The sequence below is a fragment of the Thermofilum pendens Hrk 5 genome, from assembly GCF_000015225.1.
Taxonomy (GTDB): Archaea; Thermoproteota; Thermoprotei; order Thermofilales; family Thermofilaceae; genus Thermofilum; species Thermofilum pendens.
In genome coordinates this window covers 1,624,329-1,648,252 of record NC_008698.1, presented here as the reverse complement: position 1 = coordinate 1,648,252, position 23,924 = coordinate 1,624,329, and the positions used below count along the sequence as shown (strand labels likewise).

Genomic DNA, 23,924 nt, shown 5'->3' with positions numbered 1-23,924 from the left:
TTGCCACCTGTGGGCGTGGTGTGTCGGTGCGTGTGGTGTTAAATGTTTTTGGCGGGGCTTTGCCCGTACTTTTCGGCGAGTTCTTCTTCGAGTATTACGTTGTGGGTGGGTTCTCCTTGCTTCTTGAGGAACCCTACCAGGTGGACGTCCCTGGTGAGGAAGAGTAGGCCTCTGGTTAGTGATGTTGTGTAGAGTAGGAGGTCTATTAGGTCTCTGTGGCCTTTCCTTCTCAGCTCGAGCGCTTTCATAACTCCCTCCACTGTCGGGCTTTCCTCTATGAACTCCTCGAAGATGGATGCAAGGCCTGCGAGTGCTCTACTGCTGTTGTACCCAACCCTGCTCAGCTTGCCCACGATTTCTAAGATATTGAACTGCGTGTAGTAGTACTCGGCAACACCGCTGTCGCGGAGCTTCTTTAGTAGAGCTAATGTACCCTCTACACCCTCGACGTTCACACCGACTATAGGCAACAGGTACGTCGAGTCCAAGAGTATCCTAATCCTGGCCGAAGAGCTCATCTTGGAGCTCCTCCGATTCCTTTTCGAATTCCTCAAACGTGGTTTCGGCGAACTTGGAGCCGTGTAGTGCGAGCTCGAAGGGGTCAGGCACGGGCTCGATTATTATGCGGTGGCCCTCGACCCTGAGTTTCAGCTTGGAGCCCTCCCTGATTCCAACGGCTTTGGCTATGCTTTTCGGTATGTATAGGGTGTTCTTTTTGCTGAGCCTTACTCTGACCTCGGATATCATAATTTTCTCAGATACCATCTTGTTACTCAGAAATATAAGGTTTTCCGAGCACACAAGGTTGAGCCAATAGCGCAGACACTAGCCGGGGATCTGGGTGCTCAGAAATATAAGGTTCGGGTGGAAAGGTATTTCAACGCCGGAGTTTATTGTGGAGTGGGGCGTGAGCGTCGTGGGAGCTCGCAAGAAGGTTGTTGTCGAGGTGCCTTGCTTTGTCGGCGAGGAGGATGTGGTTAGGGCTGTTGAGGAGGTTTTGTGCGAGAAGTATGGCGTTGTGGCTGTGGATGCTCTTAGGAGGAGGCTGGGGGTGACGGAGCTCAGGGAGGACGTACCCGTGTATGAAGACGTTGCCGTGTTGAGGGAGAAGGAGGGGAAAAGAGTTGTGTCTAGTCAGGAGTAGGAGCGGTGGATGCAAGCGTAATTGTAGAACTATGAAAAGTTACGCGCGCGTAGCCGCTTGATCCGCGGTGGGCATGTCTTCGCGTGCTCGACCGAGGGTGCTTGGTCGCGGCGCCCGCGTTGATTGTAAAAAGCTACGAGCTAGCTTATAGTGGGGGTGCCTTGAGTAGTTGCGTGGTTGCTAGGGTCGAGGTGTGCAATCTTCGCGATAGGTCTAGGTGTGCTGGCTTCGAGCTTTTGGTCGATACGGGCTCTATGTATACGTGGATTGAGGGTGGCAGGTTAAGGGGGCTGGGCATTGAGCCTACGGGTAGGAGGGTGTTCGGGACGATTGGGGGTAGGGTTGTTGAGCGCGAGATCGGTGAGGCCGTTATTGGGTGCATGGGTGAGAGGGCGACGTGTATTGTTGTTTTCGCTAGGGAGGGTGACGCGGAGGTTCTGGGTGTCACGGCTCTCGAGAACTTGGCACTAGAGGTTGACCCTACGACGAAACAGTTTAGAAGGGTTGAGGCGGTGCCGGCGCTCTGACTGTCCGGGTAGCTGTGTGTCGGCGCGTTGCCTTACGTTCTGGCGTTTCAGTCTACTATCGAGCCGTAGACTACGTCGATGCCGAGTTCTCGTGCTGCTTCGATGGCTTCCTTCGCGGCGTTCACTGCTACGATGATTCTCCTGGTCGGCGTTCTGCCTATGATCTTGGATACGATGCCGCACTTCTCGTTGAACCAGTACACGTCGTCTACTTCCAGGAGGCTTTTCACCTCGATGAAGTAGACGCTGGTGTCGTGCATGTATATGTCTAGCTCTATCCTGGCGCCTCTCCTGTAGTACTTCCCGTCTATGTCGACGTACGTGTACTTTTCTATCTTGCCGACGTCCTTCACGCCGAGTCCTAGCAGCGCGTCTTTGTACAGCTCGTAGACGAGCTTCTCGAGGTCCCTGCCCCACCTCCTGCCGATGGACCCTACGGCGGCCTTCAGCTCTCCCACGCTCTTGGTCAGCTCTTTCAGCCTCTCGGAGTGTTCTTCAAGGATTCTAGAGTGATTTCTGACCTCCCTGGTTAGCTCCTCTAATCTCTTGGAGTGCTCTTCGAGGACTCTGGAGTGATTTCTGATCTCTCCGGCCAGTTCTTCTATTCTCCTAGAATGCTCTCCAAGGACTTTCGAGTGTTCTTCGAGGATTCTGGAGTTATTTCTGACCTCCTTGGTTAGCTCCTCTATCATCTTGGAGTGGTCCTCTATGGCTCTGAGCGTGCTTTCGAAGCCTGTCTTCATGTACTCGGCGAGCACTTTGACGGCCTCGGCTAGGTCTCTCAGCTCATCGGCCCTAGCTCTCCTCACGGCTCTTTCGACTACCTCTTCGAGCCTGGACCAGTCAATGGATGGAATGGCCATTACAGTTTTCCAATTACGCTGTACGCCCGCCAGCTTATATGAATTTTTGGTGAGTTCAGGCGGAGACGTGTTTTAACGCTGAAGCGGTGCGCGCGACTCGTGAGTGGAGGTCACTTCGGGGGAGGGCTTGTCGCCCGCTCTTCTTTGAGGGCTTGGAGGGTGTCTATGGGTTCCTTAGTCGCCAGGAATACGCCCATCTTGGCTAGTATCCTGCCCAGTCTGGCTCCCAGCTCGGAGGGCGGCGGGTCGGTGGGTCCTGTCCAGTAGATTAGCACTGGCACGCCGAGGAGCCTCGCGGCGCCCGCCGCTCTTTCCCACAGCTCTAGGGCCTCCCTGGCTCCGCAGCTCAGTGTGACCTGTAGGTAGGTCCCGATGCTCTCGTCGTGCAGGAGCCTGGCCTCCAGTACGGGGGCGTTCTGCAAGCCCGGGGCTTCCAGTAGTACCGGTTCTCTGCCGGGAGGTTTGTGTGCACGCATGGCCGCGCTTTGGACGTGGCTTTCCGCGCTTAAGGGTTGCGGTGCCGGGGCCTGCGTTCAGCTTCCCCGCCTATCCAGGCGTATGGGTGAGGCTTTTGGCTTTAGTGCGCGGGGGGTCTTCGTCAGGTTTAATAGAGTGTTGCGCTGGATGCGTTGATGGGAATGCCTGTTAATGCGCGTGTATACGTGAGGGACTTCGGTCCTTTCGAGGAGGCGAGTATAGAGGTTAGGCCGCTGACGGTTCTCGTGGGCAGGAACAGTGTGGGTAAGTCGATGCTATTGCAGCTAGTGTGGGCGCTGACAGTAGCGATGCCCGACTTAAAGTTGCTCGGCGAGGCTGTCTCAGAGCTCGGGGCAGGGGAGCTCGTAGGCGAGGTTTTGGAGGGTGTCGAGAAAGGGTCTGCGTCCCGGGATAGCTTCAAGAGGCTCCTCAAGCTATACCTGGAGGCGCTTCCCGGGGCCCTCGCTACGGGCCTCGGCAGGACGCTCGAGGAAGTGTTCGGCGCTGGTCTGCAGGAGCTCGTGCGGAGCGGCTCGGGGCGGGCGGTTGTGGGTGTTGCGGGCTCGTTTTCCTCCATCGAGTTCGTGATTGAGGGTGGGCGCCTCGCAGTGAGCCGGCACAAACCCTACGAGGGCTTCCTGGACGAGCTAGAGGTCACTGTGCCGGCGCCTGGGAGGCTTAGGATTATTCATAGGCTCTCCGGCGTCAGTCTGTACGACGAAGCGGTTTTGAGTCCGTCCGACTTGGTTGACGCGGTGCTCAAGGTGTTAGCGATTTATTTGTACAAGGCTCTCGACATCTTCTTCGAGGCTCCCGGCGTTTCCGTGCTTCTGCCTGACAGCAGGGCTGGGCTTTCAAGGATCCTCCTTAAGCCCTACGCTAGGCCTAGCTTGCTTAAGGACGTGTTGTACCCCGACGAGCACTTCAGGGACGCCTACTTCATGCTGGCCGAGAGCCTGGCCGAGGGGAAGGTCGACACGGGAGACTTGGAGGACTTTCTGAGAGAGCTCGGTTGTAGCGTGGAGGCAATCCCGGAGGGCGGGGTGCGCGCAGTATACGTCAACACGTGGAGTGGCCAGAGGCTTCCCCTGCCCCGCGCCCCCTCGGGTGTGCGCGAGTCGCTAGCTGTAGCGCTGGCCCTCGTGGTTCCAGAGCAACCATGGCTAGTGTTTATCGAGGAGCCCGAGGCCCACCTGCATCCTCGGGCGCAGAAGGCTTTAGCGAGGCTTATCGCTAGGGCTGTCAAGAAGCACGGGAAGGTGGTGGTCCTCTCGACGCACAGCGATTACCTGCTCTACGCGGTTAGCAACATGGTGGCGTTGTCCTCGTCGCCGGGTGTGGCGGAGAGGCTGGGGTACAGCGCGGCCGAGGTTTTGGATCCAGGGCTCGTGGCGGCCTACTTGCTCAGGGCTGAGGGGAGGAGGGCTGTTGTCGAGAGGTTGGATGTGGGGCCGGAGGGTGTGCCTGAGGAGGAGTTCGTGAGGGTCGCCGAGGAGCTGGCGGAGGAGAGGGCGAGGATCCTGGCTTAGCGTGGTCGCCGTGAAGATAGACCTGGAGGAGCTGGCACGCGCGGTGAACTGGAGGGGTAAGCGGGCAGACTACCTCCTCGTAGGCGAGGGCGCCGTGGCAGTGGTGGAGGAAACGGAGAGGGCGAAGATCGACGACGTGAGGAAGCTGGAGAGCACGGTCGAAGCGTTGCTACGCGGGCCGCTCGCCGCCGCTGTGCCGGGGCTCTGCAACCCGTTCAGGATCGTAGCTGTGCTTCACTCCAAGAGGGGGGTGGACAGCATGGTCTACCGAGAGCTAATGTCCCAGACGAGGAAGAGGGGCGTGGTATACCGTGCGGCTAACTGCCAGCAACAGCTGGAGCGGGTGCTGAGAGAGCATGGGTTCAGCGAGTCCTCAGCCGCCCCCCCCAACGCTGATTAATTAGTCCTAGATTTCCTGCTTCTCGACTTTGATCGGGGACTGTAACGTTTGATTCTAGGAGGCTTTATGTGCGTCGAATCTCTAATAGTCGTCCAGGGTTTACTATTCCTGGCTGTACGAGGCTGTTTTCGCTTTTATCCTTCGAAGATGGGAGAAAGTGAGCTTTAAGCAGGAAAGCATGAGCCCTGCAACCAGCAGGTATCCTCCCTCCGGTGACACCTCTTCCAGCTCGCCCGTTGTCGGATTCACCCTCAGGCCCAGGGTCTCCAGCGCGTAAACGCCCAGCAAGGGGACGGGGGCGTCGACTTCGGCTACGAGCACGGGCCACTTCCTGCCTTTGACTTCAACCTCGGCCAAGTACAGCCTGGCTCCGATCCTCCTCTTATCCGCCAGGGTGAGCTCGACGGTGTACGGGGTCTCGTAGAGGCCCAGCTCCCCTAACGGTCGTCGGGTCTAGCACCACGTAGGTGGAGCCCGTGTCGACGAGCATTTTAACAGCCTTGGAGCCCTTGGCCCCACGCACCAGCACGTCGACGTACGTGAAACTCGCGGCGCCGCACCCTCGGCAGTTCAAGGTTTCTCTCTTTTATAGGCTTTACAGTCAAAGCAAACGCGGTTAAGCTACGTCTCAAGCACGGCCCTTCCCGAGAATCAGGCACTGATGCGTGCTCCCGAGTAGAGGCTCAAAGAGGTGGCGACCGGTAAAGCTTTATAGGCTAGCCACTACTCTTGTAAACGCCTAGATGGCTGTACCCATCGCCCTACCTCCAAGTCTCGCTAAAAAGATCTTGGAGGAAGCCAGAAAGCGTGGTGTAACTATCGAGGAGTACATAGTAGACTTTCTCACGCGTGACTTCGACCCAAGCGACAGGGCTAGAGAATATGTGGAGGTTGCCTTGTACCTGCTCGATCGGGCTAGAGAAGAGCTGAAGAGGGGGGATGTTAGACAGGCTGCCGAGAAAACCTGGGGCGCAGCCGCGCTAGCTGTGAAAGCTTACGCTATGTGGAAAGATGGCAGAAGATTAACAAGCCACGGGGAGCTGTGGGACTACGAAAGCCTGATCGAGAGCGAGCTCGGCGAATGGGTCTACGACGCCTGGATGGCTGCTAACGGCATGCATACATGCTTCTACGAGGGATGGTGCAAGGAGAGCCACGTAGAGACAGCTATTAAGCATGTAGAGGGGCTCGTAAAGACGGTAGCTCAAAGGCTAAGAGAACTTAAGAACCGGTAAACTTCTTCCTGGGACTTCGTGGGCTTACAAAGCGCGCGGGAAAATGGTGAGCATTAGGCGTGAAATTAATATTTTACACTGAACGCTTAGTGACGTGGGAGGGGTGGTGGCCGAAGAGGATGTTACCTTGGTAACCGCTGAAGAGATTCTGAAATATGCTGAAGAAGAGTTTGAGAAGGCGATCAAAACAAGGGATGTAATGCTTTACAGAAACGCTGCGGATAAAGCCTTCTTCTCTATGGTACTTGCCGTAAACTCCTACATATACCGAAAGATGAACGTGACGCCGAAATCACACAGCGAACGGAGATCTCTACTTAGAAAGATGAACAGGGAAGACCTTAGAGCTCTCTACAGCGATATCATGAAAACGCTACACGATGAAGCCTTTTACGAGGGAGTCTATAACCCCAAAGAGGCCGAGTACGCAATTAAACAGGTTAAAAAGATGCTTGAAGAGTTCAAAAAGGCTAGAGCTACCTCTGCGAGGAGACAACCTCACTCTCTTAGAGTGATCGATGAACACACTATCTATACTTCGCGCGAAAGCCCCTTGCCTACAGGGCGCGCCTAGTTCCTACGCACGGGATCTGCTAGGCCTCTGGTGCCTTCCCTTCTCAGCTCAGGCTCCCCAGACTTTTCCGCTGATATTTTCCTTCTTCGCGCGCTCCGCGTATGCTCGTGTAGGTGTACGTGGGGTGAGCCTCTCTCGTTTTCTCGAGGGATAGATGGTGAAAGGATATAAGGGGGAGCGGCTGTAGGACTGGGAGGAGTGGGGTCTGCGGTGGATGGTTAGGGAGGAGGCTGTGGACTGGCTTGAGGAGGCTGTTGCAGATCTTGAGAGGGCTGTGAGGGCTGAGGGTGTAGGGGACTATAGCTTGGCTTGTTTCATGGCTCAGCAGGCTGTGGAGAAGGCTTTTAAGGCCTGTTACATAGGGCTTCTGAGGAGGAGGCCTCCTAGGGCCCATGACCTGGTGATGCTTTACAGCGAGTTGAAAGGCACGCTTTCTCTCCCAGGGGACGTCGAGGAGGCTCTCCCGGAGCTTTCCCAGTACTACGTCACAGCCAGGTATCCTAACGCGGGCCTTAGGAGGCCTTCTGCGAGTTTCTCGAGGGCGCAGGCTGTTCGAGCTATAGAGGTGGCTAGGGGTGTCGTTGAAAGGGTTAGAGAGGCTCTCGCTACCCCCTAGGGTTGCGGGGGCCCTGAGGGATTTTGTGGAGAGTATTAGGAGGGTGTGCGGGGATGCCAGGGTCTACTTGTTCGGTAGCTATGCTAGGGGGACGTGGGTCGAGGACAGCGATGTAGACCTGGTGGTGGTTTCTAGGTGCTTTGAGGGTATGGAGCCCGGCGAGAGGTATAGGTTTGTGAGGGGGCTGGCTAGCAGGGAGCTCGCGTTCGAGTTTCTAGTGTATACTCCGGAGGAGTTCGAGGAGGCGCTGAAGAGAAGCGTGGTGGTGCAGGATGCGATGGAGTACGCGGTGGAGCTTTCTTAGGGGGCTGAGTCCCTTGCATGCCGTAAAAGCATTTTTCCCTTTTCAGGAAAGTCATAGACGCAGTGGTAACTATTTCCAGGGGGTTCGCTGAGGAGGCCGAGAGGAGGGGCGTCGACTTGGAGGGGGCTCTGCCGTCTAGGGCTTTAGTAGACCCTGTCGAGGTTGCCGGGGCTAGGATCGATTTCGCCGAGGAGATGCTCAGGGAGGCCGAGGAGTACGTGGCTAAGGGTAACGTTGTTCAGGCTTCTGAGAAGATCTACAAGGCCGTCGAGGAGTGCGTCAAGGCGTTGGCTGAGAGGTTTAACGTTAAGCAGCTTGAAGAGGTTAGGAGGAGGGGGAGGTGGGACGCTTGGTTGCTGGGTCAGGCTTCGACGGATCTCTCCAGGATTCTCGGCGAGGATAGAATCAGGTTCGCTTGGGCTACTGCGTACGATGTTCACGTTTGGGGCTTTCACGAGGCAAAGTACAGGCTCGAGGACGTTGAATCTGCTTTACCGATAGCTAGGTGGTTGCTTGAGTACGCGAGGAAAGTCGTTCAGCAGGCTAAGTAGGGCTGGTAGCGGCCGCCTACCGGTTGCCGTGCTTGCGGACGGTGGATAGGTGTAGCTTTCTCGCCGAGCGGGAGCTCTCTGGGCCGGCTGTAGCTATACTTAAATACTTCTTTACGTGTATACTTACGGGCGGGTTTACGTGAAGGTGAAGGTTACTCTCTCGCTGGATAGGGATCTTGTTTCGAGGGTTAAGAGTAGGCTTGCCTTTGAGGGTAGGTCTCTCAGCGAGCTTGTCGAGGAGCTTCTGTCTATGTACGACGTGGAGGCTTTTGTGAGGGATTTGTGCAGGGATCTCGGCGTCGAGTGTAGGTATTTCTCGCCGCAGGAGGTTGTTAGTGGGAGGGTTAGGGGGTTGAGGGCTGAGGACGTTGTTAGGGAGGTTAGGTATGGGCGTGAGGAGCGTTTACCTTGATACCAGCGCGATTGTCAAGAGGTACGTGGTGGAGGAGGGGACGGACGTGCTCGACGAGATCTATGCGGGGGCGTATGCGGGGGACGTCACGATAGGTTTCTCGCTTTTTAACATCGGTGAGGTAGCTGTGGTGTTCGATAAGTATAGGAGGAGGGGCGTTATCGCCGACGTGAATGACTGTTTCTCGAAGTTCCTGAGCGAGGTTAGCACGCTGGCTAGGTTGGGGTCTCTCAGGGTGGTGCGTATAAGCAAGCCTATACTTGTAGAGTCCGTGAGGTACGTCTTTAGGTACGGGGTTTACATTGCTGATGCTCTTCAAATAGCCTCGGCGAAGAATTTTGAAGCTTTCTTGACGTTCGATGAGAGATTGGCGGAGGTAGCCGTTAAAGAGGGATTAAGGCTCTTCGGTAAGGAGTAGCGCGCTGGGGGCGGTTGCTGGTGATCGACAGGGAGTATGTAAGGAAGCTCCTGCTGGACATAGAAGAATCTATGAGGATGTCCTCGAAGAAGCCTCTAAGCCCTTCGAGAGTCTTTCGCGCGCTGAGAGGAGCGAGATAAGGTACTACCTCGCAGTGCTGGTTGAGGCGCTTATAGCCTTGTGCTACCATATCGCTAGAAACGCCTACGGGGTTAGGCCTGAGACGCCTGTGAGGACGTTTAGCGTGCTAGTTGAGAAGGGTCTTATGAATGCTTGGGAGTTCGAGGAGCTGGTTAAGCTTGTTAGGTTGAGGAACCTGCTTATCCACAGGTACTGGGTTGTAGACGATAGACGCGTGTACGATAGCGTCAGGAAGGATTTTAAAGCGGTTAGAGAGTTCTTGGAGAGGGTGAAGCGAGAGCTTGGCTTTTGACGAGTACAGGTACTACAGTGGGGGTAAGGAGGAGGTTTTGGCTAAGCTGAGGGAGGTGCTTGGCTCCGAGGAGGAGGTGTTGCTGGCCGTAGTGTTCGGTAGTTTTGTCAGCCTCGACAGCTACCGCGACGTGGACTTGGCGGTTTATACTAAGCGCGGGGATCTCGGGTACCTGGCGGCGCTCTCGGCGAGGCTGGAGCTCGCGCTCGGCGTGCCGGTCGACGTGGTTCCTCTCGACGAGATACCGCCCCGGTTTAGGTACAGCGTGCTGACAAAGGGGGTGGTGGTGCTGGAAAGGGTTCCGGGGCTCTACGAGTCCTTGCTGAGCCGGACGCTGGACGAGCTGTACTACGAGGCGGGTTGCAGGAGGTTGTGCGAACGCATCGATGCGTTCTCGGGAGACTTGTAGGTGCCGTAGCTGGGAGGATTCGCGGCGGCTCAAGAGTCTAGCGCTTTGTAAGGATTCGCACAAGAGCCCGGCGGTAGGCTTTCAGCTATCGGGTTACGTTGTCGCCGCGCGCTCTATGCGTGTAGCTTGTAGGAGGTTCTCGTCTTCTCCAATCCTTTCTTCTTCAGCTCTTCGAAGGCTTTTACCAGTTTCTCGAACTCGCCCGTGCTGTGTAGCACCACCCCTTCTTCAAGGGCGCTGATTATTAGCGGGTTACCTTTCTCGACCATTTCGAGGGCTTCACTCAGAGTGTATGGGTGGGGCTCCACAGGGAGCCTGACGTCCCGTAGCGCGTCGAGAACCTCTCCTATCCTATCTAGGTAGTCTTTATCGAAGTCGCCTATTACAAGAAGGTCGTAGTCGCTCCAAGGCTTCCAGTCGCCGCGAGCCCTCGAGCCGAAGAGTATAACTGCGTACACTTTGAACCTGTTTTTCAGTCTCTCAACGACGTCGCTCAAAGTGTTCAAAGGCTTCGCCTCGCAAAGTCGACTATCGCTTTGGCGGCGCTAATAGCCCTTGAAGAGGCTTCGCTGTCGTAAGCTTCGTGCGGCGTTCCCGCTGGGTGGGCATTGGGGTAGCGCGCGGGTATGTAGTGCCTGTCCAGCTCTCTGGCATAGCTGAGGAGCTCATCTATTCTCAACCCCCTGGCCTCAAAGTACCTCTCCAGGAGAACCCTAACGCTGTGCCCCCACGGGGCCTCGTGTATACTGTAAAGTAGCGCTTTACAAGCCTTTTCAGCCGCCTGGTGAGCGTAGAAGGCGGCAGCATTGTACCTACCCGCTTTGTGAAGAATCTCGGCGGTCTCGAGATCCCACTCCGCCTCTGAGAGCCAGCGCAGAGCCTCGTCACTCACCTGCCCGTCCCCTTCTTGCACTTAAAAGCTTTTATATATGTTTATACTTTTTCGCGAACCTCATACTGCATACTCGTCTATGGGGCGCAGGTAGAGACTTATGGAGGTTACTCTCGGGGCACGCGGAGAGGCTCGTGAAGGCTGAGGATCGGCAACCGGAGAGAAGGCTTTTCACAGGTAAACAGTCCTCTAAGCCTTCGAGCGATTGTCGACCTCTAAGCCTCCAGGGGTTACGTGTACGGCTCGTCTCGCGCGTCTCAAGTACTCTTTGGCTTCGTTCTCGCTGACTATGTGTAGCTCTACCGGGGCGTCCCAGGGTAGCCCGTACGCGTCGATTGCTCTTTCAAGGACGTCCGCGTAGAGCCCTTTACGCGCGCCGCCGGGTACCACCACCAGGATGTCTATGTCGCTCAGCGCGGTAACCCTGTCCTCGGCGACTCCGCCGATAACGTAGACCCTGGCGCCGGGCACCACGTCCATAGCCGCTTTAGCAATGGCTTCGGCGTATTCGCGCCACTTCCTCAAGTGCTCGAAGTGACGCTTAACCCAGCTTGACACTCTTAGCCACCTTCTCTAGTGTCTCCACGAGCTTCTCGACAGTCCTAACAGCAATCTCGACGTCCTCGGAGCCGTAGACATACGTTCCGTACCTACCCATCGTGTAGGCTTCCTCGAGGAGAGCCAGGGCGCGGCGGTGCTCGAGGGCTAAGCCTGTGATAGCGTCTGCCTCTTTCTCGTAGCCCGCCTCTCTTAGGCTCCTCGCGAAAAGGCCCAGGAGCTCCCTCAAGCCATGCCCTCGTACCTTCTCGCCGAGTAGCTCGTAGTGAACAGCCTTTATGTACAGCTGGGCGCTTTGCTCAGCGAGGAACAGCGCTAGCCCAGCGTCTTCGATGGACCTTGCTACCTGGAGGAGTTTCACAGCTCTACGCTTCAGGGTCTCTACGTACTCGCCGCTCAACCGGCAACACCTTTACGCGTACCGCCCGGTGCGTGGGCAGGATCACCGCGATAGGAAGCGTAGAAGCCTAATAAGTGTAGCGTAGTTTCCGCTTTTTTCTTCTGTCCCATGCGTAGGCCGGAAGAGCTAAATATCTCTCCACTAATGGAAGATTGAGACCGTGCTGGACTCCCCTGAGTACGAAAGGTGGATGGAGACAGCCAGGAGAACCCTGAGCTCTGCGCGCGGGGATCTAGAGAGAGGAGACTACAACTGGGCTTGCTTTAAGGCCCAGCAAGCAGCCGAGTTCGCGGTTAAGGCTCTTCTCTACGGGCTGGGGCTCCCTCACCACGGGCATAGCGTGTCCCGCCTACTAAGGGTGATGCCTGGCGGCATAAGTGTTCCTCAGGACGTGATGCAGGCTGCGATTACTCTGGACAAGTACTACGTGCCTACGAGGTATCCGAACGCGTGGCACGAGGGTATCCCGGCGGAGTACTACTCCAGGATGGACGCAGAAGAGGCTATAAGGCACGCAGAGGAAATAGTAAGGTGGGTGGAGAGATCTTGGAGGTCGTTGAAAGGAGGGTGAAGCTCAGAGAGGAGGTGGTGAAGGAGGCTTTAGAATGGGCCAGCAGGCTTAGAGGTAGCGTTACGGCTGTGCTCGTAGGCTCCTACGCGAGGGGCGACTTCAACGAGTGGAGCGACGTAGACGTGGTGCTGGTATCCGGGGAGTTCAAGGGAGGCCCCTTGGAGAGGCTGAAGGCCATCGAAGTCCCGCCGGGATACGAAGTTATACCCCTCACCCCCGAGGAGTTCGAAAGGCTCCTCGAGAGAGGAGACCAGCTGGCGCTAGAGGCCGTGGAGAGAGGGGTAAAGCTACGGGACGATCTCGGACTGCTGAGCCGAGACTTCGCCGAGAAAGCCCGAAAGAGCCGACCGGGTACTTCCTAAGCCCCTCGCTTTTCAGCACCTGTTGGGCTACAGTTTTCGGAGAGCCTTAACGGAGAAACGGCGCACGTAGCGGAGGCTCTAAGAGAAAAAAATCACTTGTGCTCTGTTCTCTTGGATCAGCCTGGCTATAGTGGCCGGCTCAACCCTGCTCTCTAAGCGCTCCTTGGTACGCCTCAGCATCTTCCTGGGACGACCTCTTCCCGATTCGCGACGTAGCGCTCGAGCGGGGTCCTCGCGGCTTCGCCGACATTGATGTCGAGCATCCTAGGAACCGTGTGCGGCTCTCCCGGCTTCTAGAAGCTGACAGTGGGCTAGGCTGTTCTCCCTATTATGAGCTCTACGCCCTTCTCGCCGGCAATTTTTTCAAGTTTCTCTGCTAAGTCCCTGGGCGCTGTAAGTATGACTAGGATTTTCCTGGGTTCTTTACCGTACTTGGCTTTCACCAGCTCCGCCTTCCTGACTAGCTTCTCAAGCTCCTCCAGGGACTCTGCGTGTGCCGTTACTTCTCCGACTATGAGTGGTTCTTCGAGGAAGAGGTCTATCTCCTCGCCTTCTACGACCTCCCTCCTCAGCTCTGAGCCTTCCGGGACTTCGCCCGCCTCCCTGAGGTAAGCGGTCAGGAACTTCCTAACAAATTCCTCGAAGGTCATACCCGCAAACTTGCTTAACTCCCCAAAACCGGCAATCATAGCGCTCCTCAACTTTGCTAACTCCTCGCTATGCTTCTCTAAAATCTCCTCATGCCTCCTCAGCGCCTCGTCGTGTCTAGCAAAGCCTTTGTTCATGTCCTCTCTGAGCTTTACTAGCTCTTCCTCGTGCCTCCTCAACGCTTCATCGTGCCTGGCAAATCCCTTATTCATATCCTCCCGTAGTCCCTTCATCTCCTCTTCATGCCTCCTGAATAACTCGTCATGCCTAGCGAAACCGGCGTTCATGTCCTCTCTAAGCCTGGTGAGCTCTTTGTCTTGTCTAGCAAAGCCGGCGTTCATGTCCTCCCTAAGCTTCACGAGTTCTTCTTCATGCCTTTTAAGAGCCTCGTCGTGTCTAGCGAAGCCCTTGTTCATATCCTCCCTCAGCTTGTTGAAGTCCTCTCTAAGCTTCACAAGTTGCTCCTCGTGCCTTCTCGATGCTTCGTCGTGCCTCGCGAAGCCGGAGTTCATGTCTTCCCTAAGCTTTGCGAGTTGCTCGTCGTGCCTGGCAAACCCCTTATTCATGTCCTCTCTAAGCCTGATTAGCTCCTCATCGTGTCTTCTCAAGGCCTCTTCGTGCTTCTCGAGGATCTTTTCGAGCCTTTCAAGTATTTCCCCGTGCTTCGCGAAGCCCGCGTGCATTTCTTCTCTGAGCCTCTTCATCTCCTCGGCTAGGGAGTCTAGCCTCCTCAAAACCTCTAACACTCCCAGGTAGCCTGCGACTGCATACCTAAACTCCACGTCCTCCTCCAGTAGCCTCAGAAACTCGGCCCTAACTCCCAACCCAGGCCCCCAAGTAATCTGGAAGCAGGAGTATTTAAGGCGAACGCCGGGTGCTCGGGTGAGCGTGGGCGGGGATGCATGTTTCAAGGCTCTCTTTACCGGGCTGTGCTTGTTTGTTGGTGCACGTTTTTGTGGCGGAATAAGCATAACATTGTTATATCAATGTATAACGTTGTTATTCAACCTAATCTCTTTTCAGGAATGATTGTATAACATTGTTTTGTCTATGTCTAACGATGTTTTGCTAAGTTGGCTCCAGGCATACGGTGACCAGGTACTTCTCGCCGAGCTCCTCCCTCAGCACTCCTTCAAGCCTACCCACACTCCTGTGGGCTTCCTCTATGCTTTCCCCCCGGGGAACCTTGCACACTATGTCTACGAGCGTCTTCCCCTCGGTCTTTACAACCTTTACGTCGGCGACTTCGAGCTTCCCGCGGAGCCCCTCCCGGCTCAGCACTCTTTCCACGGCTTTCCTGACGTCTTCCTCGCTCTTCGCCGCCGGCTCTACGTGGACAACGACGCTGGAAACGCCGGGCGTCGACTCTACCTCTCTTTTAAGCTCGTCCGCTATCCTCTTCGCCTCCTCGACGCTGACGTCCGGCTTAGCCTCCACGTGAAACCTTACGTGTACCCCGCCCTCGCCCCTGGCTAGCTCTAGTCCGTGCACTCTGACTACTCCTTCGCGGCGAGCCGCCTCTTCCACTCTACGGGCGATCGTAGCCGCTACTTCGTCCTGGGGCTCCATGTGTATAGTAACGTCTACGTCCACCCCCGCCCTGCCCCTCAGCTCCTCCTCCACCTCGTCTACGAGCCTGTGAGCCTCCTCTAGGGTCATGCCCGGCGGGATCCGCGCCACGGCGTCGAGGAAAACCCTGGGCCCCGCCTTCCTGGCTCTAACCCTCTCGACGGGTAGACCGCGGCTCGAGGCGACTTCGCGGAAGAGGGCTACGACCTCTGTGGGAGTCCTATCCATGAGCTCGTCTACGGCTGTCTTGGCGAGCCTCAGCGACGAGTAAGCGAAGTAGCCGGCGATCGCTACGCTCACGGCCATGTCCAGGTACTTGAGGTACGGGCCCTTGTACAGCGTGCCGACCACGCTCAGCGCGAGGATAGTCCCGGTGGCGTAGAAGTCGCTGGTGTAGTGTAGCGCGTCGGCTTCCAGAACCGTGGACCTGTAGAGCCGCGCGCCCCTGGAGAGAGCCCTCGCCCTCCACATGTCCATCGACATCGTGAACGCGAGGAGAAGGGAGGACCACGCGGTGAACGCGACCGAGTAGCTGGGCGCGAGGGCTCTTTGAAGCGACTCGTAAACTATGAACGCAAAGATTACCGTCAGTAGCCCAGCGACGAACAGCGTGCCGAGGCTCTCGGCTTTCTCGTGCCCGTAGGAGTGGTCCGCGTCGGGCCCCTTCGAGGAGACGGCGACAGCCGCTACGGCGAACACGTTCCCCAGTATGTCTACCAGGCTGTGGAAAGCGTCCGCGAGCACGGCGAGGCTGTTCGTAAGCGCGTAGACCGCTAGCCGTAGTGACAGGATCAGGAGTGTGACGAGCAGAGAGGTGGTTACGAGCCTCAGCTTGGATCCTCCTCCGGGCACGGCTACCCCCAGCCCTCAACGCGAAGCCCCATGGTTTAAGCCTGTCGGACGCTAAGGCTTTTTAGTGCTTTTAGCCTCTTGAACCTGTATGAAGTCGCGCCTACTCCCCGTCTTGATGGCTGGCTGGGCTATCGGCGCGATGTACGCGGGAGTGGTCAGCGGGACCTTGACGCTGATAAGGGCGGAGCTCGCGATGGGAGCGGAGGAGGCCGGGAGGGTTCTGAGCAGCTGGCTCCTCGGGATGCTCCTCGGCGCCTCCCTGATCGGCTACCTCTCCGACAGGGTTGGGCGTAGGGCGTCCCTCGTCGCCTCCTACGCACTCATGGGTGTTTTCACCCCTATGAGCGCCGCGGCCCGGGGATGGCTGGACCTATCGGTGTACAGGGTGCTCGCGGGGGCCGGGAACGCGGGCTACATGGTCACGGCGAGCGTGCTCCTAGCGGAGTACGCGCCGACCTCTTCCAGGGGCAGGCAGGTCGCAGTGCTGGAGAGCGCGTGGGCGCTCGGGTGGCTGGCATCCCTCGTGCTATCGCGGCTAATCGCGCCCAGCTACGGCTGGCGCGCCGTCTTCTTAGCGTCCAGCGCGGCGCTGGCACTGCTCCCTGTTCTCTACGTAGCCGTCCCGGAGTCCCTCAGGTTCCTCGTGTCTAAGGGTAGGCTCGCCGAAGCCGAGGCCCTCGCGGGGAGGCTCGGGGTAGAGGTGCCGCGGGCCCAGCCGGCCGCTAGGGCCGGGCTGAGGGACCTCGTCGGGAGGAGGTACCTGAGGAGGAGCGTGATGCTGTGGATCCACTGGTTCATGCTCGTACTCGCGTACTGGGGGATCTTCCTCTGGCTCCCCGACATACTCTACAAGCGCGGCATACCCTTCGTCAGGAGCCTCGACTACGCGATACTGATAACGCTAGCCCAGATACCGGGCTACCTGTCGGGAGCCTACCTCGTAGAGGTCGCCGGCAGGAAGCCCGTCCTCGCCGCCTACATGCTGGGCGCGGGCATCGCGAGCGCCGGGCTGTGGGCCGCGAAGACAGACCTCGAGGCCCTCGCGTGGGGCGTGCTAGTCTCGTTCTTCAACCTCGGCGCCTGGGGCGTGACCTACGCCTACACTCCGGAGCTGTACCCAACCGAGCTCAGGGGAACCGGTAGCGGGTGGGCAAACGCATTCGGGAGGATAGGCGGGATCCTCGGACCCTACGTGGCCGGCGTCATGATACAGTCGTACGGGAACCCCTCGGCCCCCTTCGCCGTCTTCGCGCTGGCGCACGTGGTCTCCGCCGCCGTGGTCGCCGCGCTGGGCGTCGAGACGAAGGGGAGAAGCCTCGAAGAGGTCTCGGCTTAACCCTTTTTCCCTCACACGTGTCTCCACGCGCGGTAGAGGGGGATCGGTCCCCCGGCACCGGGGCTGAGCGCTGTTAACTCTTTAGTTACCAATTTAAAACCGCGAGGTTCTATAATAGTGGGTGCCGATGGGTTTAAACGATTCGAGCGAGGTACCCACGCTTGCAGCGAGGGATGCCTGCAGGAATGTCAGCACGATTCTTTTCGCCTGGCTCTACGCCTCGGCGGTAATGCTGATACTCTACGAGTACAGCGGCTGGCAGCCCCTCGGGGAAGCCGCGAAAAGGTTCGGGGTGTACGCGCTGACAGGCGGGGACGTAGCCTTCCTGCCGACCCTGCTAGCCTTCCTGGCAGCCCTCCTCGGAGCGGAGTGCGCCCAGCCGGACGAGAGTAGCGGGGTGTACAGGCTGAAGGTCTTCGCGTACTTGTCTACCGTCGCGTACGGGCTTGAAAACCTAGCCGCGAGGGAGGCGGCGTACCTCCTTCCCATCCTCGCGTTGCCAGCGATGTACCCGGTCTTCAAGGTAACCGCGGGGAGCGGTGGTGAAGCCTGGTTCCTGGGCGTAACGCTCTTCTTCGCGGGGCTCCTAGCCCTCGCGGTCAAGCCGCCCGTGCTCGCATACGTGGGGTTCGCCTACGCCTTCGTAGCCGTGGCTAGCCAGAGGTGGCGCGAGCTACTCCGTAGCGACGCCTCGCTGCTCGGCAAAGGGTCGGCCCTACTGCTCCTAGCGGTACCCGCCTTCGCCGCGTCAGCCTCTGCCTACGAGGCTGCCCTCGGCTGGAACACCTACCTCGACGTACCGTTACTCGTGCTCGTCGCCTCGCTCACGGTCTTCGCGGCTCTCCGCGTGCTTCTCGAGGGGAGTAGCGCGGGCGTAGTGGCGCCGGTGGTATCCTCGGCCGCGGCCTACGCTGCCCTCGAAGTGTTCAGGGGCACCGCCGTATCTGTGGTGGCGTTGCCCGTCACAGTCCTCCTCGCGGCCACGTACGTGTACAGGCTTCTACCCCGCCGGGACGACTACGCGGCTACGGGTATAGCCTTGATGACGGCTTACATGTCGCTGGTAGAGCCCCTGAGCTACGTGTTCGGGAAAAGCCCCTGCTACGCATGCACGGCGGTAGCCGCGCCAGCAATAGCCGCGGGCCCGCTAACCACCGTGGGCGTTTTAAGGGTGCTCCTACTCCCACCCGGGAAGGCGGAGCCAGAGCGGAAGCAGCCCCTCCTCGAAGCCTGGAGTCCTGCCGCGGTCGCCGTGCAGCGCGGGGCGAAGAGAGGGGCTGTTACCCCGGTGCGCGGTGCCGGCTACGCTAGGCCTAGGCGTAGGCGCCCCGTGGATTTCGACGGCTTAGCCGCCAGCTACTACCGGGAGGCGCAGAAGTACATGGAGCTAGCCTACGAGATGAGAAGGAGGGGGCTTCTCGACCAGTCGATGTTCTACGCCGAGCAGTCCGTGGAGTTCCTGGTAGACGCCTTGGCCCTCAAGGTGAAGAGGATAGTGCCGTCCGAGATAGAGGACTTCAGGAAGCACAGGCTCTTCTCGATGATGCTCTTCCTCGTGGAGGGCGACGCCGTGCCGAGAAAGGTGGAGGAGTGCCTGCACTTCCTGTCTAAGAGCTACACGAGGAGGTACAAGCTGGAGAGCGCCGTGACCTGGGATGAGGCGGACAGGGCAGTAGAGTGTATGGAGCGCGCCTGGGAATACGCCATGAGGAAGTTCGCGGAGCCTCTGCGCGAGCTACGGGAGAAGAGCGCCGGGGAAGGGAAAACCGGGTGAGCCGGGTCTTTCCTTCAACCCTTGCAGGCGCCTCTCAAAGCCTCCTCGGCGGTGGTCTTCGACGGCGATACGAGTAACTCCAGCCTTCTGAGCTCCCAGCTCACCGCTATCCTCTTGGAGTAGAAGACCTCGCTACCGAACTCCACCGATACTACGTGAAGGTCCCTCGCCGACCACTGCCCCGGCGTCGACTCCTCCAGGAGCTCTACCGCCTTGTCGAGGAACAGCTTGAGGTCTACAGCCACGCTCCCCGAGCGTACGGGCGCGCTTGGCGTGAACGCAACGTAGGTCCACCCTCCCCCTATGGAGCGCTGGATCCACACGGTCCAGTTGAGAGGTTTAAGGGTGCAGTTCACGAGAACCGGCGCCTCGAACCTCGATACCGCGGAGCCAGCCGGGGTGGCGTTGTCCCAGTAAAGCCAGACCATGACCTCCAGGTCTCCCCGCGACACCCCGGGCTCCCCCGCCCTCCTCTTCAGCCAGACGTCGTACGCCACGTTCACCCCGGTACTGCTCCAGTGCACGGAGTACTCGGCTAGAGCCACCACCCTGGGTAGTAGGTCCAGCCTAGCGGGGAGAGGGAGAGGGTCGCGCGGAAGGGGGTGCGCGGGGTCGACGCCGAACGGCTTTACCCCGTATATTACCTCGTGGTACGCCACCACGCCCTGCCTCAGAGGGGCGTCGACCTCCAGCGCGGTCTCGATGAGGAGGGGTCCACCCGCCCTACACTCCATCCGCGCCGACCCGCGTACGAGCCCGCTTCCCTCGAAGTCCACAAGCCCCCATAGGTTCGGGTCTATAGACGCCGCCCCCACCGGCTTCCAGACCGAAACCCTGCTCCCGTCCGCCACCGCGACGGCGTACCGGGAGCAGGGAACCAGGGTTAAGCGCCCCTGAGGTTCTTCTAAGCGGAAAACTGTGATGAAAATACCTGCTAGTGTGACTACTAGTACTAATAGCAGAAATAATGCCGTTTTAAATCCGAGCAACATTATTCTCGCCTGAGGCTTTTCTCGGTAAAGACGAAACCTCCATTCTTAAGATGAGAACTATGCCTATTAGGATGATTAGTAGAGTGACTAGACCTAGGTAAAAACTTTCGTTAAGCATTCTACGCTGAATGTGGTATGCTAGAGAGACAGCGTCTAGTAAAAGAAGAGTGAACAGTGCTATAAGCAACTCTCTAGAGCCTAGAGCTACCTTACCTTCTTTCATAAAGCCAGCACCTCACGAAATGTCCGGGTTCAACCTCTATTTCTGGTGGCTTCCTTGTGAAGCATCCGAGCTTCTCTGAAGCGTAGGGACACCTCGAAGCGTACTTGCATCCAGTAGTGGTGTAGACTGTTTCTTCTTCTGCTTCGAGCCTTAGCCTCGCTGCCCGAATCTTTTCCTCGGTCGCCCACCTGGAGCTAAGTGTTGGTACGGATGCTAGAAGGTTCGTCGTGTATGGGTGAAGGGGTTTTTCCAATATTGTGGCGTCCCCTCTTTCCATGACGTGTCCCCTATACAATACAACTATCTCGTCTCCGACGTAGTACGCTTGAGAAACGTCATGCGTTATGAGCAACGTCGAGATGTTTTCACCGGTCTTTAGATCGTAGAGGATATTTAATATGTCCACCCTCGTTGAGGCATCCAGCATTGATACGGGCTCGTCTGCCACTAGTAGTCTAGGTTTCACCAATAGAGCTCTCGCTATGGAGACTCTCTGCAACTGTCCGCCACTGAGCTGGTGAGGGAACTTTCCAAGAACGCTTTGCGGATCAAGCCCCACTCTTTCAAGTACTTGTTTAATCGCGTTTTCTGGGTACTCCGAGCACGTATACTTTTTACACGTTAGCTCTAGGATATCGTCCACCGTTTTCAGGGGGTTAAAGCTGGAGTAGGGGTCCTGAAATATTCCTTGAACGTTTCTGTAGTAAGCCGCAGATTCCTCGGCATCGAAGGCAAAGATATCCTTCCCCTCGAAAATAACTCTTCCGCTAGTAGGCCTTAGGATCCTTAGGATTATCCTGGCTATTGTTGTCTTGCCACTTCCGCTCTCGCCTATCAACGCCAATATCTTTCCTTTATCGACCTTAAAGCTGACATCCTCTACGGCTCTGAACCTCGTTCCACCGAAGAGTCCTCTGGAGTATTCCTTAGTCACGTTCTCTAGTCTTAACAGTTCAACCACTAATCCCACCCCCTCAACCAGCAGGCTACAAGATGACCGTCTACATTTTTTGCTGGGGGCTCCTCGCTTTTACACCTGCCAACCGCGTATGGGCATCGGGGCGCGAACCGGCAACCCGGCGGAGGATTTGCTAGGCTCGGTGGAAGTCCTTTTATTCCCGAAAGTCTCTGCTGAGAAGCCTTAACGCCGAGCTTTGTTAAAGATGATATCAGCATGTTCGTGTATGGATGTAGCGGTTTTTTAGCTATTTCCTCTGCTGGTGCTATCTCCGCTACTTTCCCAGCATACATGACCATGATTGTATCCGCTACTTGGTATATCAGGGATATATCGTGTGTTACCAGTACGGCAGATCCTATAAGTCCTTCATCGACAAATCTTCTAATGTTGAGCATTATCCCCTTCTGCGTGACCACATCTAATGCGGAGGTGATTTCGTCTCCCAGTAGCAACCGAGGCGATGTTAGGGAGGCTATCACTATTGCTACGCGTTGACGCATTCCGCCTGAAAGCTCTATGGGATACATATCAAGTACTTTTTCGGACAGCGAGACCTCCTTAAGCCGCTCTCGTGCCAGCTTAATTATTTCGCTCTCACTCAGTCCATGCGTTTTTGCGAAGTCTGCAAGATACTGCTTTATTCTGAAAACTGGTGGTAGAGCATCCAGTGCATACTGAGGAATAATCGTTAGGCGTGTGCCGAGTACACTTTTCTTTTCTTCCTTGCTCATCCTGTAGAGATTTTTCCCATCAAACAGTGCATCTCCGCCGATGTACTTCATGGGCGGCCTCACATTTACGAGCGAGTTTAGCAATGTTGATTTTCCACTGCCACTTTCGCCTACTATCCCCAGTATTTCTCCTTCGTGGACTTCGAATGAAACTCCATCTACGGCTTTTACCTCTGTACCTTTCACAGCGTAGTATATCCGGGCGTCACGAACCTGAAGGATTGTGTTCACATTCATTCACCCCTTAGCCGAGGATTGAAAAGCTCGTCGAGAGAAGACGATATCACATAGAGGCTACCCAGAAACAGCGTTATCAGTATTCCAGGTATTATTGCCCACCACCATACATTCATCTGTATTGCATTCCAGAGCACTGCTTGTTGAAGTATGAACCCTATGGACATTATGTTGCCGGGTACTAGTCCAAAGAACTCGAGTGTAACTGAGAAGAATACGGCACTTGAGAATTGCAGGACAAACACTAAGGCTACGTATGAAAGCATATTTGGGAGAATATCGTTGAGTATGGTTTCGAACGCGGAAAGCCCGCTCATCCTGGACACTAAAACGAAGTCTCGAGAACGGAGGGACTTTGTTATGCTTCGAACGGCCCTTGCAACCCAGTGCCACTGAAGTAATCCTATCAGCAGTCCATTAAACTCGAGGCCCCTAAAGCCAATGTAAGTGAGTACAAGTATCACTATGAGTAGTGGGGGTATGGTTAGAAGCAAGTTCACTACGAACGATACGATTTCATCGACTAGACCGCCGAAGTACCCCGAGACTAGTCCGAGTAGAACTCCCACAGTTGTTCCGACAATTGCCGCGATGACTCCTACGTAGAGTGATACTCTAAGACCATATACAACTCTTGTAAATAGGTCGAAGCCGAACCAGTCTGTTCCAAGCCAGTACTTACTGCATGGGGGTTGACGCGGGGGTCCCGCCGTTTGAGTAGGGTCGTACGGGGTTATAAGAGGTCCTACAGCGGCAAGCACGATCGTGAACAGTACCCAGAAGAGTGCGAAGCGTACTCTTTGCTTCCTTAAAAGGTATTTTAAACTCCAGACGAAGGAGGCCTTTAGTCTGGACCAAGTGGACATAGCGCTCACCTACTGTTCTGTTAACCTTGTCCTAGGATCTAGAACTCCGTAGAGGATATCTATGATGAAGTTAGCCACGAGAACGCTAATTGTCACTACAAGTACAATGCCCTGTGTCAGGAAGTAGTCCCTGTTTTGTATCGCATTCACTAAGTAGTATCCGAGCCCTGGGTACGAGAAAACAAATTCGACTGCGACTCCCAGGCTAACCAGCATGCCTATCTGTATTCCTAGCCCGGTAACCTGCGGAAGTAGCGCGTGCCTGTATACATACTTGCTCAGCATAGAATCGGAGAAACCAAGGTCTTCCATGTACTTTGCATAATTGGAGCCTAGCTCGTAGATAATCATGTTTCTCATACCTATCATCCACCCGCCCATTTGTACGAGTACGTAGGAGGCAAATGGGAGTATCCAGTGCATGAAAGCATCCCACAAGAACGTAACATTGAGGCTTGGCGTAAGCCCCCTGGAGTATGGGAAGCCGGATGGCAGACATATGGGCGTTGACTTGCAGAGCTCTACGGAGAACACAAACTGGAGTACTACTCCTAGCCAAAAGTACGGTGCATTAGCAAGGTAGTAGGCGAGTGGCACGAGTATGTTGTCGAGTAGGCGCTTCTTAGCTGCTAGAGCTCCTAGCTTATTTCCAATATACCATGATACTAGGAGAGCAGGAGCCACTGGCGCTACAGTGTACGGTATTGCCTCCATTATTATTTCGCTGACAGGTGTGGGAAACCTGTAGACACTGATACCCAAGTCTCCCTGGAAAAGCCCTAGCCAGAAGTTTATGTACTGTTCCCAGAGAGGTTTGTCTAGGGCAAATGCTTTAAGAAAGTAACTTCTCATTTGCTCCGCTGAAGCCTGTAACCCAGTTAAACCCATTCTGCTTATTAATACGTCGACAGGATTTCCAGGAGCCATTCGTGGAATTAACCAGTTTATCGTGACGATGAGGAAGAAGGATAAAAGTAGTATGAATAGCCTTTTAAGAAAATAGTTAAGCAAACCGCTGTTAACCCTATGTCCTTGAAGAATCTTTGAAGTCATCGTCTAT

At 56.3% G+C, this 23,924-nt stretch carries 34 protein-coding genes; 17 read left to right on the top strand and 17 right to left on the bottom strand.

Translation table 11 applies throughout. The features are described from left to right. Nucleotides 1-38: 38 nt before the first annotated feature. Together TPEN_RS08720 and TPEN_RS08715 are read right to left on the bottom strand one after the other, a co-directional pair. On the bottom strand, nucleotides 39-518 hold the full coding sequence (locus TPEN_RS08720) for a PIN domain-containing protein (protein ID WP_052885331.1): 480 nt from the start codon (nucleotides 516-518) through the stop codon (nucleotides 39-41). Continuing rightward, complete coding sequence (locus TPEN_RS08715) at nucleotides 496-747, bottom strand: AbrB/MazE/SpoVT family DNA-binding domain-containing protein (RefSeq protein WP_052885330.1); 252 nt, start codon at nucleotides 745-747, stop codon at nucleotides 496-498. The genes TPEN_RS08720 and TPEN_RS08715 overlap by 23 nt, the downstream gene beginning before the upstream one ends. A 94-nt stretch (nucleotides 748-841) precedes the next feature. Here TPEN_RS08715 and TPEN_RS08710 point away from each other — a divergent pair, with 94 nt between their 5' ends. Then, a complete protein-coding gene (locus tag TPEN_RS08710; RefSeq protein WP_011753367.1) occupies nucleotides 842-1,144 on the top strand; it encodes a hypothetical protein in 303 nt (100 codons plus the stop codon). 161 nt (nucleotides 1,145-1,305) lie between these two features. Next, nucleotides 1,306-1,671, top strand: a complete 366-nt coding sequence (locus tag TPEN_RS08705; RefSeq protein ID WP_245534168.1) for a hypothetical protein — start codon at nucleotides 1,306-1,308, stop codon at nucleotides 1,669-1,671. Nucleotides 1,672-1,718: 47 nt separating this feature from the next. On the opposite strand, the gene TPEN_RS08700 is transcribed toward TPEN_RS08705, so the two are convergent. Together TPEN_RS08700 and TPEN_RS08695 are read right to left on the bottom strand one after the other, a co-directional pair. Beyond that, a complete protein-coding gene (locus TPEN_RS08700; protein ID WP_011753365.1) occupies nucleotides 1,719-2,534 on the bottom strand; it encodes a DUF3782 domain-containing protein in 816 nt (271 codons plus the stop codon). A gap of 110 nt (nucleotides 2,535-2,644) precedes the next feature. Continuing rightward, complete coding sequence (locus TPEN_RS08695; RefSeq protein WP_011753364.1) at nucleotides 2,645-3,010, bottom strand: hypothetical protein; 366 nt, start codon at nucleotides 3,008-3,010, stop codon at nucleotides 2,645-2,647. Between the two features lie 942 nt (nucleotides 3,011-3,952). Between TPEN_RS08695 and TPEN_RS10205 the strand changes: the two genes are divergently transcribed. Together TPEN_RS10205 and TPEN_RS08685 are read left to right on the top strand one after the other, a co-directional pair. Then, nucleotides 3,953-4,540, top strand: a complete 588-nt coding sequence (locus TPEN_RS10205) for an AAA family ATPase (protein WP_483754792.1) — start codon at nucleotides 3,953-3,955, stop codon at nucleotides 4,538-4,540. A 10-nt stretch (nucleotides 4,541-4,550) separates the two neighbouring features. After that, complete coding sequence (locus TPEN_RS08685) at nucleotides 4,551-4,940, top strand: hypothetical protein (RefSeq protein WP_148678043.1); 390 nt, start codon at nucleotides 4,551-4,553, stop codon at nucleotides 4,938-4,940. A gap of 102 nt (nucleotides 4,941-5,042) precedes the next feature. On the opposite strand, the gene TPEN_RS10020 is transcribed toward TPEN_RS08685, so the two are convergent. Next, nucleotides 5,043-5,297 carry a hypothetical protein gene (locus tag TPEN_RS10020; protein ID WP_011753361.1) on the bottom strand — a complete coding sequence of 85 codons (255 nt, stop codon included), beginning with the start codon at nucleotides 5,295-5,297 and terminating at the stop codon, nucleotides 5,043-5,045. Nucleotides 5,298-5,322: 25 nt separating this feature from the next. Beyond that, entirely contained in the window at nucleotides 5,323-5,514 is a 192-nt protein-coding gene (locus TPEN_RS10015; protein WP_187146330.1) for a hypothetical protein, read from the bottom strand. 169 nt (nucleotides 5,515-5,683) lie between these two features. Here TPEN_RS10015 and TPEN_RS08675 point away from each other — a divergent pair, with 169 nt between their 5' ends. The 9 genes from TPEN_RS08675 to TPEN_RS08635 all read left to right on the top strand — a co-directional run bounded on the left by TPEN_RS08675 (nucleotide 5,684) and on the right by TPEN_RS08635 (nucleotide 9,892). Then, nucleotides 5,684-6,175, top strand: coding sequence for a PaREP1 family protein (locus tag TPEN_RS08675; RefSeq protein ID WP_011753360.1), 492 nt, complete (start codon nucleotides 5,684-5,686; stop codon nucleotides 6,173-6,175). Nucleotides 6,176-6,269: 94 nt separating this feature from the next. After that, nucleotides 6,270-6,749 (top strand): PaREP1 family protein, encoded by a 480-nt coding sequence (locus tag TPEN_RS08670; protein WP_245534167.1) that lies wholly within the window; start codon nucleotides 6,270-6,272, stop codon nucleotides 6,747-6,749. Nucleotides 6,750-6,963: 214 nt separating this feature from the next. Beyond that, on the top strand, nucleotides 6,964-7,365 hold the full coding sequence (locus tag TPEN_RS08665) for a HEPN domain-containing protein (RefSeq protein WP_011753358.1): 402 nt from the start codon (nucleotides 6,964-6,966) through the stop codon (nucleotides 7,363-7,365). Between the two features lie 25 nt (nucleotides 7,366-7,390). Further along, entirely contained in the window at nucleotides 7,391-7,669 is a 279-nt protein-coding gene (locus TPEN_RS08660) for a nucleotidyltransferase domain-containing protein (protein WP_011753357.1), read from the top strand. Between the two features lie 62 nt (nucleotides 7,670-7,731). Continuing rightward, nucleotides 7,732-8,220 (top strand): PaREP1 family protein, encoded by a 489-nt coding sequence (locus TPEN_RS08655; RefSeq protein ID WP_011753356.1) that lies wholly within the window; start codon nucleotides 7,732-7,734, stop codon nucleotides 8,218-8,220. A 139-nt stretch (nucleotides 8,221-8,359) separates the two neighbouring features. Beyond that, on the top strand, nucleotides 8,360-8,632 hold the full coding sequence (locus TPEN_RS08650) for a DUF6364 family protein (RefSeq protein ID WP_011753355.1): 273 nt from the start codon (nucleotides 8,360-8,362) through the stop codon (nucleotides 8,630-8,632). Continuing rightward, a complete protein-coding gene (locus tag TPEN_RS08645; RefSeq protein WP_011753354.1) occupies nucleotides 8,607-9,050 on the top strand; it encodes a type II toxin-antitoxin system VapC family toxin in 444 nt (147 codons plus the stop codon). The genes TPEN_RS08650 and TPEN_RS08645 overlap by 26 nt, the downstream gene beginning before the upstream one ends. A 154-nt stretch (nucleotides 9,051-9,204) precedes the next feature. Next, nucleotides 9,205-9,483, top strand: a complete 279-nt coding sequence (locus TPEN_RS08640) for a DUF86 domain-containing protein (protein WP_011753353.1) — start codon at nucleotides 9,205-9,207, stop codon at nucleotides 9,481-9,483. Then, a complete protein-coding gene (locus TPEN_RS08635) occupies nucleotides 9,473-9,892 on the top strand; it encodes a nucleotidyltransferase family protein (protein WP_011753352.1) in 420 nt (139 codons plus the stop codon). Before TPEN_RS08640 ends, TPEN_RS08635 begins: the two co-directional genes overlap by 11 nt. A 113-nt stretch (nucleotides 9,893-10,005) precedes the next feature. On the opposite strand, the gene TPEN_RS08630 is transcribed toward TPEN_RS08635, so the two are convergent. The 4 genes from TPEN_RS08630 to TPEN_RS08615 form a co-directional block, all read right to left on the bottom strand. After that, nucleotides 10,006-10,398 (bottom strand): nucleotidyltransferase domain-containing protein, encoded by a 393-nt coding sequence (locus TPEN_RS08630; protein ID WP_011753351.1) that lies wholly within the window; start codon nucleotides 10,396-10,398, stop codon nucleotides 10,006-10,008. Next, nucleotides 10,395-10,784 (bottom strand): HEPN domain-containing protein, encoded by a 390-nt coding sequence (locus TPEN_RS08625; protein WP_011753350.1) that lies wholly within the window; start codon nucleotides 10,782-10,784, stop codon nucleotides 10,395-10,397. Before TPEN_RS08625 ends, TPEN_RS08630 begins: the two co-directional genes overlap by 4 nt. 189 nt (nucleotides 10,785-10,973) lie before the next feature. Next, the gene (locus TPEN_RS08620; protein WP_011753349.1) at nucleotides 10,974-11,342 is read right to left on the bottom strand and encodes a nucleotidyltransferase domain-containing protein; all 369 of its coding nucleotides are present in this window, start codon (nucleotides 11,340-11,342) and stop codon (nucleotides 10,974-10,976) included. Continuing rightward, on the bottom strand, nucleotides 11,326-11,742 hold the full coding sequence (locus TPEN_RS08615; RefSeq protein ID WP_011753348.1) for a HEPN domain-containing protein: 417 nt from the start codon (nucleotides 11,740-11,742) through the stop codon (nucleotides 11,326-11,328). The genes TPEN_RS08620 and TPEN_RS08615 overlap by 17 nt, the downstream gene beginning before the upstream one ends. 160 nt (nucleotides 11,743-11,902) lie before the next feature. On the opposite strand from TPEN_RS08615, the gene TPEN_RS08610 reads away from it, so the two are divergent. Further along, nucleotides 11,903-12,313 carry a HEPN domain-containing protein gene (locus TPEN_RS08610; protein ID WP_011753347.1) on the top strand — a complete coding sequence of 137 codons (411 nt, stop codon included), beginning with the start codon at nucleotides 11,903-11,905 and terminating at the stop codon, nucleotides 12,311-12,313. Next, on the top strand, nucleotides 12,289-12,675 hold the full coding sequence (locus TPEN_RS08605) for a nucleotidyltransferase domain-containing protein (protein WP_148678042.1): 387 nt from the start codon (nucleotides 12,289-12,291) through the stop codon (nucleotides 12,673-12,675). The genes TPEN_RS08610 and TPEN_RS08605 overlap by 25 nt, the downstream gene beginning before the upstream one ends. A gap of 311 nt (nucleotides 12,676-12,986) precedes the next feature. On the opposite strand, the gene TPEN_RS08600 is transcribed toward TPEN_RS08605, so the two are convergent. Both TPEN_RS08600 and TPEN_RS08595 read right to left on the bottom strand, forming a co-directional pair. Beyond that, complete coding sequence (locus TPEN_RS08600; RefSeq protein ID WP_011753345.1) at nucleotides 12,987-14,147, bottom strand: coiled-coil domain-containing protein; 1,161 nt, start codon at nucleotides 14,145-14,147, stop codon at nucleotides 12,987-12,989. Nucleotides 14,148-14,391: 244 nt separating this feature from the next. Next, nucleotides 14,392-15,744: a cation-efflux pump gene (locus tag TPEN_RS08595; protein WP_011753344.1), complete on the bottom strand. Its 1,353-nt coding sequence runs from the start codon at nucleotides 15,742-15,744 to the stop codon at nucleotides 14,392-14,394. Between the two features lie 88 nt (nucleotides 15,745-15,832). Between TPEN_RS08595 and TPEN_RS08590 the strand changes: the two genes are divergently transcribed. Beyond that, a complete protein-coding gene (locus tag TPEN_RS08590) occupies nucleotides 15,833-17,080 on the top strand; it encodes an MFS transporter (RefSeq protein WP_011753343.1) in 1,248 nt (415 codons plus the stop codon). Nucleotides 17,081-17,207: 127 nt separating this feature from the next. Next, nucleotides 17,208-18,854, top strand: coding sequence for a HEPN domain-containing protein (locus tag TPEN_RS08585; RefSeq protein ID WP_011753342.1), 1,647 nt, complete (start codon nucleotides 17,208-17,210; stop codon nucleotides 18,852-18,854). A gap of 14 nt (nucleotides 18,855-18,868) precedes the next feature. Here the strand turns inward: TPEN_RS08585 and TPEN_RS08580 are convergent, their stop codons facing one another. The 5 genes from TPEN_RS08580 to TPEN_RS08560 form a co-directional block, all read right to left on the bottom strand. Further along, entirely contained in the window at nucleotides 18,869-19,705 is an 837-nt protein-coding gene (locus TPEN_RS08580) for a GH12 family glycosyl hydrolase domain-containing protein (protein ID WP_052885325.1), read from the bottom strand. Nucleotides 19,706-20,055: 350 nt separating this feature from the next. Next, complete coding sequence (locus TPEN_RS08575; protein ID WP_011753340.1) at nucleotides 20,056-21,030, bottom strand: ABC transporter ATP-binding protein; 975 nt, start codon at nucleotides 21,028-21,030, stop codon at nucleotides 20,056-20,058. Next, entirely contained in the window at nucleotides 21,030-21,998 is a 969-nt protein-coding gene (locus tag TPEN_RS08570; RefSeq protein ID WP_052885324.1) for an ABC transporter ATP-binding protein, read from the bottom strand. Before TPEN_RS08570 ends, TPEN_RS08575 begins: the two co-directional genes overlap by 1 nt. Further along, nucleotides 21,995-22,864, bottom strand: a complete 870-nt coding sequence (locus tag TPEN_RS08565) for an ABC transporter permease (RefSeq protein ID WP_011753338.1) — start codon at nucleotides 22,862-22,864, stop codon at nucleotides 21,995-21,997. Before TPEN_RS08565 ends, TPEN_RS08570 begins: the two co-directional genes overlap by 4 nt. A gap of 9 nt (nucleotides 22,865-22,873) precedes the next feature. Next, on the bottom strand, nucleotides 22,874-23,917 hold the full coding sequence (locus TPEN_RS08560) for an ABC transporter permease (protein WP_011753337.1): 1,044 nt from the start codon (nucleotides 23,915-23,917) through the stop codon (nucleotides 22,874-22,876). Nucleotides 23,918-23,924: the final 7 nt, after the last annotated feature.